Annotated in this window: 16 protein-coding genes; 12 read left to right on the top strand and 4 right to left on the bottom strand. The window is 48.8% G+C overall.

Annotation, left to right across the window (positions count from 1 at the left end):
* Window positions 1–17: 17 nt before the first annotated feature.
* Window positions 18–1,598 (bottom strand): esterase/lipase family protein, encoded by a 1,581-nt coding sequence (locus tag ACN6NF_RS19715; RefSeq protein ID WP_474319202.1) that lies wholly within the window; start codon window positions 1,596–1,598, stop codon window positions 18–20.
* Window positions 1,599–1,792: 194 nt separating this feature from the next.
* On the opposite strand from ACN6NF_RS19715, the gene ACN6NF_RS19710 reads away from it, so the two are divergent.
* Window positions 1,793–2,773, top strand: coding sequence for a YhcN/YlaJ family sporulation lipoprotein (locus tag ACN6NF_RS19710; RefSeq protein ID WP_474319201.1), 981 nt, complete (start codon window positions 1,793–1,795; stop codon window positions 2,771–2,773).
* A 94-nt stretch (window positions 2,774–2,867) separates the two neighbouring features.
* Here ACN6NF_RS19710 and nagA read toward each other — a convergent pair whose 3' ends face one another.
* The 3 genes from nagA to ACN6NF_RS19695 are packed head-to-tail and all read right to left on the bottom strand — an operon-like array spanning window position 2,868 to window position 5,688.
* Window positions 2,868–4,094, bottom strand: a complete 1,227-nt coding sequence (nagA, locus tag ACN6NF_RS19705; protein WP_474319200.1) for an N-acetylglucosamine-6-phosphate deacetylase — start codon at window positions 4,092–4,094, stop codon at window positions 2,868–2,870.
* The gene (nagB, locus tag ACN6NF_RS19700) at window positions 4,091–4,819 is read right to left on the bottom strand and encodes a glucosamine-6-phosphate deaminase (RefSeq protein WP_474319199.1); all 729 of its coding nucleotides are present in this window, start codon (window positions 4,817–4,819) and stop codon (window positions 4,091–4,093) included. The genes nagA and nagB overlap by 4 nt, the downstream gene beginning before the upstream one ends.
* A 2-nt stretch (window positions 4,820–4,821) precedes the next feature.
* On the bottom strand, window positions 4,822–5,688 hold the full coding sequence (locus ACN6NF_RS19695; protein WP_474319198.1) for a MurR/RpiR family transcriptional regulator: 867 nt from the start codon (window positions 5,686–5,688) through the stop codon (window positions 4,822–4,824).
* A 370-nt stretch (window positions 5,689–6,058) separates the two neighbouring features.
* On the opposite strand from ACN6NF_RS19695, the gene ACN6NF_RS19690 reads away from it, so the two are divergent.
* The 11 genes from ACN6NF_RS19690 to ACN6NF_RS19640 all read left to right on the top strand — a co-directional run bounded on the left by ACN6NF_RS19690 (window position 6,059) and on the right by ACN6NF_RS19640 (window position 16,870).
* Window positions 6,059–6,337 carry an acyl carrier protein gene (locus ACN6NF_RS19690; RefSeq protein WP_474319197.1) on the top strand — a complete coding sequence of 93 codons (279 nt, stop codon included), beginning with the start codon at window positions 6,059–6,061 and terminating at the stop codon, window positions 6,335–6,337.
* Window positions 6,338–6,383: 46 nt separating this feature from the next.
* Complete coding sequence (locus ACN6NF_RS19685) at window positions 6,384–7,577, top strand: radical SAM protein (protein WP_474319195.1); 1,194 nt, start codon at window positions 6,384–6,386, stop codon at window positions 7,575–7,577.
* A gap of 66 nt (window positions 7,578–7,643) precedes the next feature.
* Window positions 7,644–9,020 carry a preATP grasp domain-containing protein gene (locus ACN6NF_RS19680; RefSeq protein WP_474319193.1) on the top strand — a complete coding sequence of 459 codons (1,377 nt, stop codon included), beginning with the start codon at window positions 7,644–7,646 and terminating at the stop codon, window positions 9,018–9,020.
* Between the two features lie 17 nt (window positions 9,021–9,037).
* A complete protein-coding gene (locus ACN6NF_RS19675) occupies window positions 9,038–9,283 on the top strand; it encodes an acyl carrier protein (RefSeq protein ID WP_016818498.1) in 246 nt (81 codons plus the stop codon).
* Window positions 9,276–10,352 carry a hypothetical protein gene (locus ACN6NF_RS19670; protein WP_474319191.1) on the top strand — a complete coding sequence of 359 codons (1,077 nt, stop codon included), beginning with the start codon at window positions 9,276–9,278 and terminating at the stop codon, window positions 10,350–10,352. The genes ACN6NF_RS19675 and ACN6NF_RS19670 overlap by 8 nt, the downstream gene beginning before the upstream one ends.
* Before the next feature lie 70 nt (window positions 10,353–10,422).
* Window positions 10,423–11,415 (top strand): ABC transporter ATP-binding protein, encoded by a 993-nt coding sequence (locus ACN6NF_RS19665; protein WP_474319189.1) that lies wholly within the window; start codon window positions 10,423–10,425, stop codon window positions 11,413–11,415.
* Window positions 11,405–12,211: an ABC transporter permease gene (locus ACN6NF_RS19660; protein ID WP_474319187.1), complete on the top strand. Its 807-nt coding sequence runs from the start codon at window positions 11,405–11,407 to the stop codon at window positions 12,209–12,211. The genes ACN6NF_RS19665 and ACN6NF_RS19660 overlap by 11 nt, the downstream gene beginning before the upstream one ends.
* A gap of 1 nt (window position 12,212) precedes the next feature.
* Complete coding sequence (locus ACN6NF_RS19655) at window positions 12,213–13,025, top strand: ABC transporter permease (RefSeq protein ID WP_474319186.1); 813 nt, start codon at window positions 12,213–12,215, stop codon at window positions 13,023–13,025.
* 49 nt (window positions 13,026–13,074) lie between these two features.
* Window positions 13,075–14,607 (top strand): hypothetical protein, encoded by a 1,533-nt coding sequence (locus ACN6NF_RS19650; RefSeq protein WP_474319185.1) that lies wholly within the window; start codon window positions 13,075–13,077, stop codon window positions 14,605–14,607.
* A gap of 17 nt (window positions 14,608–14,624) precedes the next feature.
* On the top strand, window positions 14,625–15,785 hold the full coding sequence (locus ACN6NF_RS19645; RefSeq protein ID WP_474319183.1) for a UDP-glucuronosyltransferase: 1,161 nt from the start codon (window positions 14,625–14,627) through the stop codon (window positions 15,783–15,785).
* On the top strand, window positions 15,782–16,870 hold the full coding sequence (locus tag ACN6NF_RS19640; RefSeq protein WP_474319182.1) for a Gfo/Idh/MocA family protein: 1,089 nt from the start codon (window positions 15,782–15,784) through the stop codon (window positions 16,868–16,870). The genes ACN6NF_RS19645 and ACN6NF_RS19640 overlap by 4 nt, the downstream gene beginning before the upstream one ends.
* Window positions 16,871–16,925 lie beyond the last annotated feature (55 nt).

The raw sequence follows: 16,925 nt of genomic DNA, 5'->3' as shown, positions 1-16,925 counted from the left end.
ATTAGGTTGTAGATTACTTAGTCAACATACTTGTTGCCGTCAGCATCAATATAAATGGATTGAACTGCTGTACGGCGGTAAGGATATCCTGCTGCTGTGGTACCGTTAATTTCATAGGTTACGGAATAGATGCCCGGCTTGTCCGCTTTGGAAAGCTCAATTTGCCCAGTAGGGGTAACGGTTTTTTGCTGCAACGTCAGACCTTTGGAAGCTGTAGTGATTCCTTGTTGCGGATCACCATAGTATTGAACTTGGTAAGTGACTTGTGTGACGCTGGTCGGGGAATCCTGGGACTTCAGATTTAGTCTCGGACCCACTGCATTTAAATTGTATTTGAGCTCAGGGACCTGAACGGCATGATAACGTGCAATCAGGAGATATGCACCATGATCAGGAATTACGGCGTTCAACTTATAGATGCCCGGTTGGGGATTGGTAATTACTGCACTATGATGCCAGGCACCAGCAAAGATTTCTTCATCACGACCTGCTTTCACATGAAGCAATTCGCTAGTACCGTCAGGTTTGGTCAGCTCAAGTTGGCTTACACGTTTATCGCTGATCCAGTCCAAATCAATGGATTGGACACCATTTTCAACCGTGAGGGTTTCGGAGGCCTTTCCATTATAAGCGCCGCCTCGGATAAAATATGAATTATCGATCTCGTTATAGGTGGATTGTACAGCAGAAGCAGTCAGGGAAGATGCTGCTGAAAATGCCTCAGTTTCCTGATTCAATGCTGGAGTGTTCGCTTGGAGGTAGGGGAGGATCAGGGAGAAGACATAAGAACCGGTACGAACCTTGGCGTGATCCCAGGAACCGACTTGAACTATACGTCCGCCGGGAAGCTTAGCATTGTCAACTGTGACCACTCCGTCATTTTTGCCAAAGGATGAGAGGTAAAGTCCACCCAGTATGTAGGAAGCGGTGCCGCCAGACCAGTTGTCACCAGCAAACGTGAAGAACGGAATTGTAGTCGCATTGCTGAGCGCATCGGTTTTAGTTCGGAAATACTTCATATAAGATGTTTGTAACGTAGAGGTGCCGGGATTTTGTGAGCCGACGATATCTGCCAGCCATCCAGCCCAGCTGCTGTAGGCGAGATCTGCAAGTTGTGAGCCATGATGCGGACTGCTGAGGGTGATGACACGTTGTACATAGGGAGCTGCTCCGTTGTATACGAGAGCGGTTTGAGTGTCCACTCCACCTTTGCTGTGGGCGATGATGATGAGTTTTTTTCCAAAATGATTACTAATGATTTTAATTTTGTCGGCTAAAAGCTTGCCATTCTCCCACATATCCTGGGATGTGCCGTTCGCGTCGTACAGATTAATGGTAGCCGTCTGGTATCCGGCGTCACGTGCGCGCTGAAGCATATCGTTATTATTATTGGTCCACACTCCAGCGCTGCTGTTCAAACCATGTACAAACAATAGTGCGGGCTTGGCAGGATCAACTCGATTAGGTGGTGGGCCTTCTGTCCAGCTTCCGGCGGGAGCTTTCGGTGCTTCAGGTGTGGTGGAGCCTGCAAAAGCACCAGCGGGGATAAGAGTGACGGATAACAAAAAAATGAGCATCAAAACGGTGAGCTTCTTCAAACTGTAAATCCTCCTTTTTGTAAAATTAAGTATTTCAAACTTATTATACAAGCCATCTTGTGGTAAATCATCAATTGTATTTCATATTTACATTAAAATTTTATTTTTTCAGTCATTTTTTAGTCAGGATATCCCTAAGATTGATGGCGCATGCTAATCTCGTCACACATTTTATATGTATGGAGGATGAGTTCATGCCAGGAACTAAGAAAGTCATCAGTTTTACGATTTCAGCTGCTTTACTCGCCAGCATGGCTGCTTTAACCGGGTGTGGAAATGCTGATCATAACGTTCGTACAAACAGTACACGCTATAACGCGCAAAGCACACAGCATATGGATGGTATGAATCGTTATGGTTTAGATGGTGTAAACCGTATGGATGGTGTGAATCGTTATGGGGTTAAGTCCAATGGTATGGACGGGATGTCATTAAATGAAAATGGCAGCAGAACCGGACATCCAATCCGTAATCTGCAAGTCGATCGTAACTTGTCTAAACGTATATCCGAGATGCCGGATGTAAAGTCTGCGACAGTGCTGGTCGGTGAACGAAATGCCTATGTAGCCGTTTCCTTGAAAGACCAAGCCAACGGAACGGGTGTCGGTACTCCAAGTATTGACGGTGCTCCGAGTACTAATAATATTGGGCGTAACGGGAATGTACCGAGTGTGAATGGCGTTAATGGCACCAGAGGGAACCAAACTACGGGTACTACAACGCCTGGAATGACAGACAATGGACTTACCGGGAATGGAACACCTGCACGTCGTGATGACGGTTTGTTTGGTACAATGGGTACAGGCTCGTACGGTATGTTGCGTGGCTTGACGGACAACAACAATCGCACAGATAACGGCAATACCACCATCGAGGGAGCAAGAACTGCATATGAACCAAGTGATGCAGTCAAGAGCCGTATTGCTAACAAGATTAAGCAATTCGCACCTTCCATTGAACAGGTGCATGTATCGGCTAACCCGGACTTTGTTAGACAAACCTCTGACTTTACACGCAGTGTACAAAATGGTCATCCGATCAGAGGCTTGAGCAATGAAATGGTGGATGTGATTGAACGTGTATTCCCGACTTCTGCGGCAGATACAAACCGTCCAATGCAAAATACACCAACACGTCCACAAAATAATACGCCCGCACCGATGAATCATCGCTAAATCAAATCCTTAATTGTGAATATCCAAAGAAGAGCTATCCCATCTCGGCAATTACGCTGATGGAATAGCTCTTTCTTTTGCGGGGATTATATAACTATAACGATTTGTGAACTCCTTTAATCCATATCCCTTGCAGATTTAAGTCGGCATCCAGCAACAAGACGTCTGCTTGTTTACCTGCTTCAAGTGAACCTGTCCGATCAGCTATGTTCAGGGATCGAGCTGGATTCAGGCTGGCCATTTGTGATGCCTCGGGAATACTCAAGCCTACATGTTGAACGAGATAGCGGAAGCCCTCAATCATCGTCAGGGTGCTTCCTGCCAAAGTGACGCCATCCTCCAATCGTGCGACACCGTCCTGTACAATCACTGGCAAATCGCCGAGTGTATAATGACCGTCTTCCAGTCCAGTAGCAGACATGGCGTCGGTGATGAGGATGAGATTATGGTCCTGCTTTAATTTGGCAAGCAGGGAAATGGCGGCAGGATGCACATGAATGCCATCTGCGATGATCTCTGCTTCAATCCGCGGATCAGCGAGTACAGCTCCCGTAGCTCCCGGCTTGCGGTGATGCAGCGGAGTCATGGCATTAAAGGTGTGGACTGCATGGTTCAGGCCCGCCGATGCTGCCTGTTCAACCTCCTCATAAGTAGCATTCGTATGACCGAGCGCCGCGGTGATGCCGTGACTACGCAGCCATGTGATGAGCTCAAGGGCGCCTTTTTGTTCAGGCGCAAGTGTGACCTGGCGAACAAGGCCTGGATAGCGCTGCTCCCATTCTGCCACCCAAGCGAGGTTCGGAGGCACGATATGTTCCGGGTTCTGTGCTCCTGCCCAGTTCGGACTAATGAACGGTCCTTCCAGATGCACTCCCTCCAACTGAGCATGGGGCATGGGAAGTGCCATGTATGTGTGAACTTCTCTTAATACCTGATCAATTCGTTCCTTGGGCGCGGTCATAGTGGTAGCCAGCATAGCAGTCGTTCCTTGTGAACTGTGAAAGGAGGTGATTGCATCCAGTACCCTCGAATCAGAGTCCATAAAGTCCTCGCCGTTACCGCCGTGAACATGAATATCGATAAAGCCTGGCAGCAGGTAACCCCCTTCCAGACGAACAATATTCGCCGCTTGTGTGGCACCTTCTTCCGGATTGCCCAAGACCACTGAGGTCCAATTCAAGGGCAAATCCTCCTCTGATCCAACGTATACAATGGATTGCCCCTCAATGATGACAACTCCGTTGTCGATGATGTCATTCCCAACGACGACTTGGCCATATAATAGCTGCGTTATGTTACCACTCATTTCATCTGACTTCATTTGAACCATCCTCCTGCTTCCTGATCCAATAAAATAAGAACGTTGGGGTGGCATTGCAGCAGGGAAGCCGGACATTCCGTTGTGACGGGTCCAGTTAAAGCCTGCCTTGTAATGTCGGCCTTCTCTGCACCAAAGGCCACCAGTATAATTTGCTTCGCCTTCAGAATGGTGCCAACTCCCATCGTAACGGCTTGTCTGGGCACTGCATCTATATCGCCAAAAAATCGGGCGTTCGCCGAGCGCGTTCCTCCTTTCAAATCTACAACATGTGTAGCTCCAGTCAAGCTGTGACCGGGTTCGTTAAAGCCAATATGGCCGTTATGACCAATGCCAAGCAATTGGAGATCCACAGGTCCGTGATCCAAAATGGCCTGCTCGTGTGCTGCACATTCTGCTGTGAGATCTAGGGCATTCCCGTTAGGGACGCGTGTATGAGATATGGGAATGTCGATATGCTCAAACAAGTGCTTATTCATAAAGCTTCGATAGCTCTGCGGATGTTCTGGGGCAAGGCCAACGTATTCATCAAGATTCACGGAATAGGCGCGTGCAAAGCTCACCTGTCCCTTGCGGTACATATCTGCAAGATGTCGGTAAATGCCAATCGGCGTACTACCAGTGGCCAAGCCCAGCATAGCTTGTGGTTTGGACAGCAGCAAGCTGGCAATCACAGTGGCAGCAGTAGCGTTCAGGTCTTCACGGCTGTTCAAAATGCGAATGTTCATCTTTAGTGACCCCCTGGTTGTTTTTTGAGTTTACTCACTTGTTGATATGAACCTTCCAATCTCGGAATATATTTGTCAAAATTAGCGCTCACCATACCTGTAAACAGGATATCTATAATATGAAGCTGGGCGATGCGGGAGGCCATGTCTCCACGTCGCATTCCTTCCTCCAATGAAGAGGAAAATAGCGCAATATCCGCAAGGCTTGCCAGCGTATTGTTTCCGAAGGAGGTCAGGGATAATGTTTTGGCACCCTGTTCCTTTGCACAGCGTAGAGCCGCAATCGTCTCCTGGGTTTCTCCTGAATAAGAGACGGCAAAGGCTACATCCTCCGCTCCGAGCGAGGAGGCAGAGGTGATCTGCATGTGAGAATCCGCGAAGGCGGTGCTGTTTTTGCCAATACGGATCAGCTTCTGGTAAAAATCCTGCGCCACAATCGAGGATGTCGCCATCCCATAGAGATCAATACGGCTTGTGGCTGACAGCCATGCAATGGCCTGCTCCAGCTTGTCGAAATCCAGCAACCGGGTCGTGTCCGCGATGGAGGCCGTATGGTTTGCCTGAATAGCCTGCACGATGCGGGAAAGTGAATTTCCAGCCACAATGTCCTGATAGGATTCTTCACCTGTAAGGTTGGAATGGGACAATTCGGCGGCCAGCTTCATTTTGAGATCAGGATACCCTTTAAAATGGAGTGATTTACAAAACCGTGTAACGGTTGCGGCACTCACACCACAACGCTCTGACAGTTCCCGAATACCGAGATGCAGCACATCCTCCGGGGCTTGCAGGATAGATTCCGCCAGCTTACGCTCTTGTACGGGCAACTGCTCCAGTCGCTGGGATAATGTATGTAGAATGGGGGACATGGGCTGTGCTCCTTTAGCTATATAATGCTTTTATGAAAAAAAGTATCGTTTAATTCAATAAAATAAAGAAAAATATTTTCGTGTATATTGTAAAAAAATTACGCTCTTCATACAAGAGGGGAGAAACAAGATTTAATTTTCAAGTTCAGCTTCAACAGAATAGTGAATAATGAATGCAGAAAAATTTGTAGAAGTAATCATACATTAATTTACAAATTACGATTTTTACTTACAAAACAACCTATTGACTTGTCTCTTCAATGGAGGAGTATAATTGAATATAGTTCCAAGCAAGGAAATTTTCTAGGAGCTTTTTAGACGGCATCGTTGGACGGAAGAGTAGTATCTCATTCACAAGGAGGAGTTTGCTATGCAAAGCCAAGTGATTGAAATGATCAGCGCGGTCAAGGAAGATCCTGAATTGGTCGCTAAGCTGAATGGACATTCGGACATTATTCATGATGCAGGACTAGATTCGTTGCAATTGGTTCATTTCATGCTGCAAGTGGAGGATGCATTTGATGTGGAGATTGATTTTGATTCCTTTGAGTTGGAACATCTCCGTTCAGTAGATGCGTTTTGCAGTTACATTCAAGAAATGAGCGATGCGGAGCAAGTGCCGCACCCGGAAGGTATGGAGACAGTCTGAACGTAGGGTAGACTTTGCCTGAAAATCCATTAAACGAGGTGTTAGCATGCAGCCCAAAAGCAATGTGCTGATTGATGAGAAGGCTTTCAAGCTCATCAAGCGTAACCTGAAAAATGCTTCCGTGTCTTTTCGTAACGCAACACAGGACCCTGCTTTCAAAACGGACATGCCCCAGACGATCGGTATTAAGCTGACCAACCGTTGCAACTTAAGATGCACGCACTGCTTTGAATGGAACGAGGAAGGCTATCATCACCAGATGGATAAAGAAGAACAGAATATGGATCTTGCCCCGGACATGCTCCGGCAGATTTTGAGCGAAACGATGGAGGATAAGTCCCGACTGTACATGTGGGGTGGTGAACCGATGTTTCACCGGCGCTTTGATGAAATTTTGGACGTGCTGGCGGAAGATCGGCGTGAAATGACCTTTTGTACAAATGGACTACTCATTGATAAATATTTGGACCGGATTTTGGACTTGTCTGAAAATCTGGAATTGTTAATAGCGATTGAAGGTTTTGAAAGAGAACACGATTTAATACGCGGTAAAGGCACCTTTCAAAAAACAATGCGGCAGATGGATAAGCTGATTGAACTTCGCGATCAGGGATTGTACAAGGGACGGGTAACTGTCCATGCGGTCATTAACGATAACATGATCGGACGGATGTACGAATTTCTGCAAATGCTGGAGGACAAGAGGCTGGATCTGGTGCTGCTGACGTTCCCCTGGTACATTTCCAAAGAAACCTCCTTTAAAATGGATGAATATTTTACACGTAATTTCTCCTGGCTCCGACAACTTGAAGAAAAAAATATTAGTAGCTGGCACGCTTTCAAATATAAAATCAACCCGGCTAACATTGACCCTCTGATGCAGGAATTACAGCGGATCAATGAGCGGGTATGGAACATTCGCGTGCGCTATCAGCCCGGCTTGGATTATGAGGAAATTGATAAATTTATACATGGCGAGGAAATGGTCAGCCGTTGTTCCAATCATTGCTTGGCGCTCACCTCCAGAACAGATATTTTACCAGACGGAAAGGTTATGCCTTGCAAATTTTTCAGTGAGTTCACAATTGGAAGTTTGCGTGAGCACAGTCTGAAGGAAATATGGAATTCGGATGCGTATGAAAAAACCCGTCAAAAGATTAACCATGAAGGATTGACGCCGGTGTGCTCCAAATGCAGTGTACTATATCTGCACGGGGCAGGCTCTCTGAAATACATTTAGTTTCCTATGGATCTCCTATGGATATTGTTTGCTACTAGATGGAAGAGAGAGGGATGATGACAAGACGTGACAACTAAAACGATTAACCTTGTGGAAGCACTTGCTCATGAACGGGATCATGGGGTCCTGATTTGGCTGTTTAATATCGGCGCAGAGCAAGTGTGGCATCCATCCCCCCGGAAGGGGGGCATGGTAGACCGGGATGAACAGCAGGTTGTAAACCGGATGGAGGAAATGAATCTCCTGCTATGCCGAAGTCAGGATGTCATTGTACTCCGTGAACAGCCGGATGAGGCATTTCTGGACATGCTTCAGCGGTTAGGCTTCAGCCTGCCGCGTATTGAGGTACCAGAGCCCTCTGATCCGCTAACGCCGATTTCAGAGCTGGTACTGGCGGATGACGCGCTTTTGGCACGATTACGCGCGGTTGCGGATGCAGGCCATAGCAGCGGTGGTACCAAAGCATGGCTCGTACCCTATGCGGTCACACCGCAGGAGGAAGCGATTGCGGAGCGTTGCGGGCTGGAGCTGATCGGCGCTCCATCTGCGGTGTGCGCCCAGGTGAATGATAAGATATTTAGCCGCCTGACCGCACAAAAGCTTGGTTTTGCTGTCAGTGAAGGCGCTGTGTGTGCAGATGAAGCGGCAATTCGCAGAGAATGTGAGAGATTGGCTGGCTTATCGGATGAGCCCGTGAAGCTGATTATTAAGCAGCCGCACGGTGCCTCGGGACAAGGCATGTATATGCTGGACGAGCTGTCCAAGCTGGATACACTGCTGAGTGTGATGAGACGTTTCGGCGGCTCGTCATCGTCTTCTGGCGGCTGGCTGGTGGAGCGCTGGCACAATAAGCAAATGGATCTGAACTACCAGCTCTGCATTGACGAGGGCGGTGGGGTGACGATGTTTTCACTAAAAAGGCAAAACGTAGACGGCACAGTCTATATCGGATCCCAGGTTCCCGCTGATATTGGCGAAACGCTGGAGGTAGAAGTGAGACGCTGCGCCTATCAGTTGGGAACGTATCTCTATTCCATCGGGTATACGGGAATGGCCTCCATTGATGGTTTTGTTGACGAAGATGGTTTGCTGGTTCCAGTGATCGAGATTAACGGCAGATTTACCCTGTCTACTTACATCTCGTTCCTGTCCTCTGTCTTGGGAGAACAGCATAAGACCTTGTCCCGTTATTATCGCAACGTGACTACTACACCGCTCACCTACAGCCGTTTGTGCGGGTTGCTGGCGGAGGAAGGCTTGCTATATACACCCGAGCGGCCTGAAGGGGTGTTTGTTTATACGGCGGGCACTTTGTCTGGTATTCCTGTGAAGCGGGGCTATGTGAACCGGATTTTTACACTTATTTTGGCAGACAGCTGGCAGGAAGCTGATGCTTATGCGCACAAATTGGAAGGTATCATTGCTGGATTAGGATGCTCATAAATAGGAGGGAATTGAGAATGAAAACAGACGTATACCATGTAGTACCTTTACTGGAAAAGGTTTTGAAGCTGGCTCCCGGCGAGCTGGAACAGTTGACTCCAGATCAGGACCTGCGAACCTTGGGGCTGAATTCCTTATCCGCTGTTGAATTAATTGTTGAATTGGAAAATGAGCTTGATATTACGATGGAGGACGACGATTTGGTGCTGGAGCATCTATCTACACTGCAAGGCATTGAGCGTCTGCTGGGCAAATATGCATAAGGGCGCTGAACAGACAAGACCTAGGCTGCAATCCGATATGGGGACTCGTCATGGTTCCATAGTTGACCATAGTGCAGACGAAATCGCAAACGCCCTTCCTGGGAAACATTGTGTATATTCCTCCCTGCGTACTTCATTGCAAAGGTATGGGGTGAACATGGCGGAAGCTGAGCTGTTCATGCTGTGTGGGAGTATGTGCGCAGAGTATGGTGGAGATTTGAAGCGCTTCGGGCCGGAGAAATATCCTGAGCAGCTTCAAGAAATGGCCGCCAGTGGCGGACCAGTTATTCGGGTAGAACCGTGGATCGAAGGAGTCAGCAATGAAACCGACCTGTTGCAGGTGCTCACATCTGGCTATGGTACGATGCTGCATACGTCGAGCACCGCTTTAACCTATCACGACGTATATGTGAAAAATTACCCAAGGGGCCATGTGATTGAGTTGTGCGGATTGGACTTGCAAGAACGGACGGCACAGGTGAATGATAGCTTCCTGCTCGATTCCTCGGGACATGCGATGACTTATGTGGGCTCAGCCCGGCTCGACGACCTCATGCAGGGCATTATTGAGTATGCATGGCTAGTGGAGCAGCCTGTCCCGCTTTCGCCAAGGGAGCTGCATGCTGCGTGTGCTTACCATATTCGTCAGTATGTGACGGGTGAGAAAGTTGCAACAGATCAGCAGGTCAAGCGGGGAGATGCGGGGTACCGTGCATTTGTCGGTGACTTCCATTTGTTAGAAGACATGGAGGATCAGGAGTTTCGGACGTACTGTCATGAAATCTATTACAATCTGCGATTGGGCAGCGCTCTTCATTTAACGGATTATACAGCTGATTATTGCCGGCTGCATCAAGCTACGCTGGGGCCGCAAGCACAGCATGTCATTGAATTGGCACAGGCGTTATACGCGGACTGGCACAAGCTTAATTTGCATATTTACAAAACAGGACTTCAATTGCGTAAGCATCGGATGCCAGAGATTACAGAACGGGCTCTGCATTTGATTGAAAGACAGCAGCATATGCTGGAGGAACTGATGACTTTGGCAGAGCAAGCATCCGAGTAGTTCAAGCATTTTGCTAGATCAGGCACGTTCACCCAGGTATCATGCACAGAGGAAAGAGGAGGGGAATCCATTGCCGTCCATTACATTAAACCAATTGTCGAAAACGTTTACGTACTACAAAAAAGAGCCGGGCGTGCGCAAATCGTTGCAAAATTTGTTTAAGCGAGAACAGCTGACCAAGAAGGCCGTGCAAAATGTTAGCTTTAGCATTGACGAAGGAGAAATTGTCGGATTTCTTGGTCCCAACGGGGCGGGCAAAACAACGACGCTCAAAATGTTGTCCGGCATTCTCCATCCCACGGACGGGGAGGCATCGGTACTCGGCTTTACCCCGTGGAAGCGTCAAAAGGAGTTTAAGCGTCAGTTTTCCATCGTGATGGGACAGAAAAATCAGCTTTGGTGGGATTTGCCCGCAAGCGAGTCGTTCGAGCTGAATAAGCTTATCTACGAAATCGATGATAACCGTTATAAAGAGGCGCTGGATGAGCTGGTCACTCTGCTTGGGGTGGAGGAGCAGCTTCATGTACAGGTTCGGCGGCTATCGCTCGGCGAGCGTATGAAAATGGAACTGATCGCCGCGCTGCTGCATCGCCCACGCGTCATTTTACTGGATGAGCCGACCATCGGACTGGACCTTGTTTCTCAGCGGCGGATTCGAGAGTTTTTCAAAGCTTATAACCGTACACACCGGACGACCATTTTGCTGACAAGCCACTACATGAAGGACATTGAGGATTTATGCACTAGGTCCATCATTATCAGTGGGGGCAGATTGGTGTATGACGGAGACTTGCACAAGGTGAATGAGGTCATGGGTGCTCGCAAGCTGCTCAAGGTTCGACTAGAGACTCCTGTATCCAACCTGACGTTGGCGGGACTCGGCAAGCTTCGCTCCAACTCGGAGCTGGAGGCGGTATTTGAGCTGGATGCAGACGATACGTTGACTTGGTCCAAAAAGATTTTAGATGCACTGCCTGTCGTTGATTTTACGATTGAGGACGTCCCGCTGGAAGAGGGGATAGCCAATTTGTACGATGGGGGCAGGCTGGCCGATGCGAAATAACAAATATGTGAAGGTACTCCAGCTTGGCATGCAAAATGAAATGGAGTATCGGGCCAATTATTGGCTACAGATGGCGGGATTCATGCTGCCGATCATGACGCAAATTTTTCTCTGGCTTGCGGTATTCGGTTCCTCGGGACAAGCAAGAGTGCTGGGTTATTCTCTGCCGGAAATGCTGGTGTATGTGGTCATGGCGGGAGTAACAGGAAAATTGATTGCTACAGGCTTTGAATACGAAATTGCAACAGACATCAAGGAAGGCGGATTGGCAAAATTCATGGTACAGCCTGTGCATTATTTTGCTTACCGTTTTTGCCGGTTTATTGGAGGCAAAGTCATACAGTCCGCAGTCGTGCTGCTGGCGGCTGCTATTTTGCTGTTATGTCTTAGCTTGGAAGGACAAATCAGCTTTAGTCTGTCACATATCCTGCTCTACATATTGGCGTTGCCGGGAGCGCTTGTGCTTAATTTTTTGGTCTATTACGCGCTGAGCGGCATAGCCTTTTGGGTGACGGAATCGGCAGGACTCTTTTACACGCTGTCGCTGGTCATTTATGTAGCTAGCGGTACCGTGTTTCCGCTGACGATTTTTGGAGACGTTTTGGCCCGTCTGTTCAGTTTGCTGCCGTTCAGCTACACCGTATTTTTTCCGGTGAATGCGTTGACGGGCAAGCTTACTGTGCTGGAAGCCGCTGAAGGCATTGGCGTGCAATGGATCTGGATTGCAGTGCTGGCGGCCGTATCGCGCTGGGTGTGGCAAGCCGGAGTCAAACGCTTTGTCTCGGTGGGAGGTTAACATGAAAAATGTTTTTCGAAACGTTGGACGTTACCTCAGATTGTACTGGAAGTTCGTCCAGTTTTCCGTCATGTCGCAGATGGAATACCGCATTAATTTTATAACTGCTTTTCTAGTTGAAACGGCTTATTTGCTTATCAAGCTGCTGTACGCTTCGGTTCCATATCGGGCAGGGACGGACATTAATGGCTGGTCTCCCGACGCCATACTCTTATATATCGGCGTGTTTACGATGATGAGCGGATTTTACAGTGGATTATTTTACAGTAATTTTACAAGCCTGCCTGACAAAATTCGTACGGGCTCACTGGACGTGCTCATCACCAAGCCGGTGTCGCTGCAATTTATGGTGACACTGCGTCAATTCGAGCTGGGTTATACCGTACCGAATGTGGTGGGCGGTGGAATCATGACGGGCATTGGCTGGTACCAACTAGGGCTTCCATTTAATGTGGAGACCGTGGGAGGATTTGCTGTGCTGCTCGGATGCGGAGTGCTTACGGCATACTCCGTGTTTTTGCTGCCACAACTGCTGGCCTTTTGGATTATCCGCACGAACGGTGTTACAGAGCTATCCAACAGCATTTTCGAGACAAACTATGTGCCGATGGCCGTGTACAGTAACCTGATTCAGCGTATTGGCTTATTTGTGCTTCCGGTGTTTGTCATCTGTAATTTTCCGCCCATGTTCATTCTCGGCAAAATGGAACCCGGTTTGATGCTATGGGCCTTTCTCGCACCTCTCTGGCTGCTGGCGATTATCCGCTTGATATGGCAGTTTGCTCTACGTGATTATACGAGCGCGAGCCAGTAGCGCTACCGTGTAGTAGGTTCATAATGAAGCAGGAAAGGAAGCGAATCATATGAATGCGATACCGAACCAGCGTCATTTATATATGGGAACATTCGAAGCGGAGGCTTATTGGCGAGATACCGAGCTAGCTTCCCTGCCCGCCCTGCCTGACCGGGCTTCTTCTGCCATTGTAGCGGCCATGGATGAATTGCTATTTAGCTTTTGCCAGCCAGGAGACGCCTTATTGACACGTTATGCCATTTCACCTGTACATCGTCAGTATATCGCGCAGTTGGGCTTTCATCCGGCTGTAAACGAACGAGATTTGACCGACGGAATGGAACAGACGGGCAATGTGTCGGCCGCTTCCGTTTTTGAACTGCTGAGCAGTCGCAAGACAGATGCTGGAGAAGGTTTTCCTCAACTGGAAGGCTGTGTGCTTAGCCCGTTTGCGGGGTTGCCGCATGTGGAAGAGGCCGCGCGTGCTTGGGGAATTACATTGCATCAGCCGCCGCTGGAAACGATTCGCAAGGTAAATGCCAAAACCTATTCTTCTGAGCTGAAACGCAGTCTTGGTCTGCGCAACCCCGGTCATATTTTGACTTCGTTTGCAGATGTCGCTGAAGCGGGGCGCAAACTGCTGCGGGATGGAAGCTTTTTAATCAAGGATGATTTTGGCGTATCGGGCAAAGGCAATCTACACATTACCTCGACACAAATGCTGGACCGGGTTGTAGCATATTTACGTGGACAGGAGCGCAAAGGCAAACGGGTATTGTTCCTGCTGGAGCCTTTTCTGGAGAAAGAGCAGGATTTTTCATGCCAATTTACGATTGGCGATGATGGACGTGTCGACATCGTATCTGTGCAATGGCTAGCTAATACTCAATTCGCCTATCGGGAATCCCTATCGCCGGATAGGGCTTTTATGGAGCGCCTGGAGCGCGACGGATATTTTAGCTTGATGCAGGATGTGGGACAGCAATTGTATCGGGATGGATATTACGGCGATGTTTGTATTGACTCCATGACACTTCGTGGCGGGAAGCTGGAGCCCATTATCGAAATTAATGCCAGAAAGTCGATGAGTTTGATCAAGCATCAGCTTGATACTTATCTGGCCGAAAAAAATATGCGTGGCACGTTGACGAATTATTCGCTATCCCATGATGGGAGTCTATCCTATGAAGAACTGCTGGAAGGGCTGAAAGGCGAGGGATTGCTATTCACAGGTGAGCGTGAGGAAGGTGTCATGCCTCTGGGGGCCAATACGTTATATGTAAACACAGGTGGACGAGACGGTGAGAACAAGACTGTAGGTCATACAACCACGCCAAGCAGAAATGCAACCGGGCGCAGAGGTAGATCATCTGCCAAGCAGGTTCGCGTAAGTGGGATTGGAGCCAGCGATGGCGGATCAGAAGGGAACGGCATGAGTCAGCCTGATTTGAATGGTAAACAAGAAGCTGACGGAAATGAACGGGCACGAGGAAAAGGCCGGCTTTATTTGGAACTGGTTGCTGCGAGCGATGAGGAAAAAATGCGATTGACTACCAAGCTGGAGCGTTTTTTGGCAGAGCGACATTTTACAGTGCTGAATTAAACGGGAGGCGTATAAGCATGCGTAAGAGTACGGAGAAGCTTATGAAGGTAACGATTTTGTGTTCCGGTTTCGGATTGGGCTTTTATACCCCTGGTTTGCTGCTGCAAGCGGGTCTTCGCAGGCTGGGCATGGATACGGCGATCCATGTATTTGAAAATGTACTGCCGGAATCGGCCCGACTCAAGGTCGACAAAAGCCGGAAAGCTTACCATGACAATTTTGCCGTGGCCTTAATGTCGCAGAAGGTCCCGCAGGATATGCGCAATTCACTGGACCCCGCAGCGATGGAAGTGCTGCTGAACCAATGGATAGAGGAGGATCGGCGGTATTTTATATGCTTATCCGGTCATTGGATGTATGTACTGGAGGAGTATCGCAAGCGCAGAGAGCCGGAAACGGTGCATGTGGACATCGTGTATATGGATTCGACACCTTCTCCTTCCTGGAAAAATCTAGCCAAGCATAACCCGCATTTTGCTGATGACTGTGGAGAAACAACCCTGTTTGAAAATGATAAAAATAGAGTCAGCCACTATATTGATATCCCAGCAGTGGAGCATATCCCTTTTGAAGCACGGCAAGCCCGTTTATTCGTACATGGCGGTGGTTGGGGGATGGGCACCTACCGTGAGAAGGTTGGACGGTTAGAAGAAGCGGGCTGGGAACTGGATCTGTTGTTGTATGATCAGGATCAACCAGATGAAGAGCGGGACAGTATACGCTATTTTCGGATGGACCCGCAGTGGAGAACATGGCAGCGAAATGAAGCCGGGGAGCATACATTTCCACCTGTCGGAGAGGTGAAAATAGGTGAGGAAACGGAGTATCGGGTCGGACCGGATTACCATTGCATGCTGGACCGAGCATGTCATGCCCAGTCCATTGTCAGCAAGCCTGGTGGCGGTAGCCTGACTGATTCGTTCGCTACAGCTACTCCGTTAATTATGCTGGAGCCGTTTGGTGTGCACGAGAAGCATAATGCGGATCTTTGGGAACGTCTGGGGTTAGGCATGCGCTACGAGACGTGGATTGAAACCTATGGCGGCAGTGCTCAGATTCTGGAGGAAATGCATCGGAGGATCGTAGAGTTGCGTAGTCGGACGCCGCGTTATATTGAGTCTTATGTGAATAGCATCCATGCATCAGCAGGCTCACCGGGATTGGAGCAGGGATCATGAACACTGCCGCGGCTGCACAAGAACCTGCGATGCAAGATATTAGCTTTGGGATCATTGGCTGTTCTGCTATAGCCCCTCGTGCGTTGCTGGAACCGATCCGACATGTTGCAGGAGCACGCGTGACCGCGCTTGCGAACCGTACGGTTGCCAAGGCGGAACAAATGGCAGAGCGTTTTGGAGTTAAGGCCGTTTATCAACATGCTGAGGATATGCTTAAAGACCCGGATATTGACGCTGTATATATTGCGCTCAGCAACGATTTACATGCTGAGTGGATTGGCAGAGCCTTACAAGCTCATAAGCACGTGCTGGTGGAAAAACCGTTATGCCTGAATACGGCTGATCTGGCTCCTTTGGCAGCTATCGTCGAACAGAGCAACGCTTACCTGCTGGAGGGAGTCATGGTACAGCATCATCCTTGGCAGCGTGAGCTGCGCAGAATTGTAGAATCGGGTCGTTATGGTCGCTTATGCTCCATAGAGACGAGTCTATGTATTCCGGCAAAAGAAGGGCATGCGGACAATTACCGATCTCGACCGGAGCAGGGTGGGGGCTGCTTTTGGGATCTGGGTGTGTACTGGCTCCAATTTCTTCAGGCCGTCGTTGGATTGGAGCAGACGGAATTTCACAGTCAATCGGATTTCGCTGGTCCTTATGGCTGTGACTGGACATTCCATGCGCAAGCCCGTTACCCAAGTGAACTAGAGGCATCTGCCCTCTTCTCATTTGAGCGTCCTTATCGCTGTGCTCATGTACTGACCTTTGATTCGGCAGTAGTCACCCTAAAGGATTGCTTTCGGGCGAATTTGGGCTTTTATAAGATGACACTCAAGACGGAAATGAAGAACGATATCGCCGTGAATTTAACGGATGCCAAGGCACTGTCCATGTCGTCACAGACATCCTCGCATAGCAAAACGGTTTTTGAGCCCATGAACTATTATGTCAATCAGTTGGATGCCTTCTGCAGCATCATCCGGGGTGAAACGGAGCCCATTCCATTTCATGAGGCTGCTGAACGCGTCAGACTGCTGGAAGCTATTCATACAGCAGCACGCTCAGGCGAGGCGATCTATGCAATATGAGTATGATCGTGGTTTTCAATCGGTGAGATTCGATTAATGCAAAATATGGAGTATC

The organism is Paenibacillus sp. TSM33 (assembly GCF_056099025.1).
Note: the sequence above shows the minus strand (reverse complement) of the source record. Positions and strands in the feature narration are given on the sequence as shown.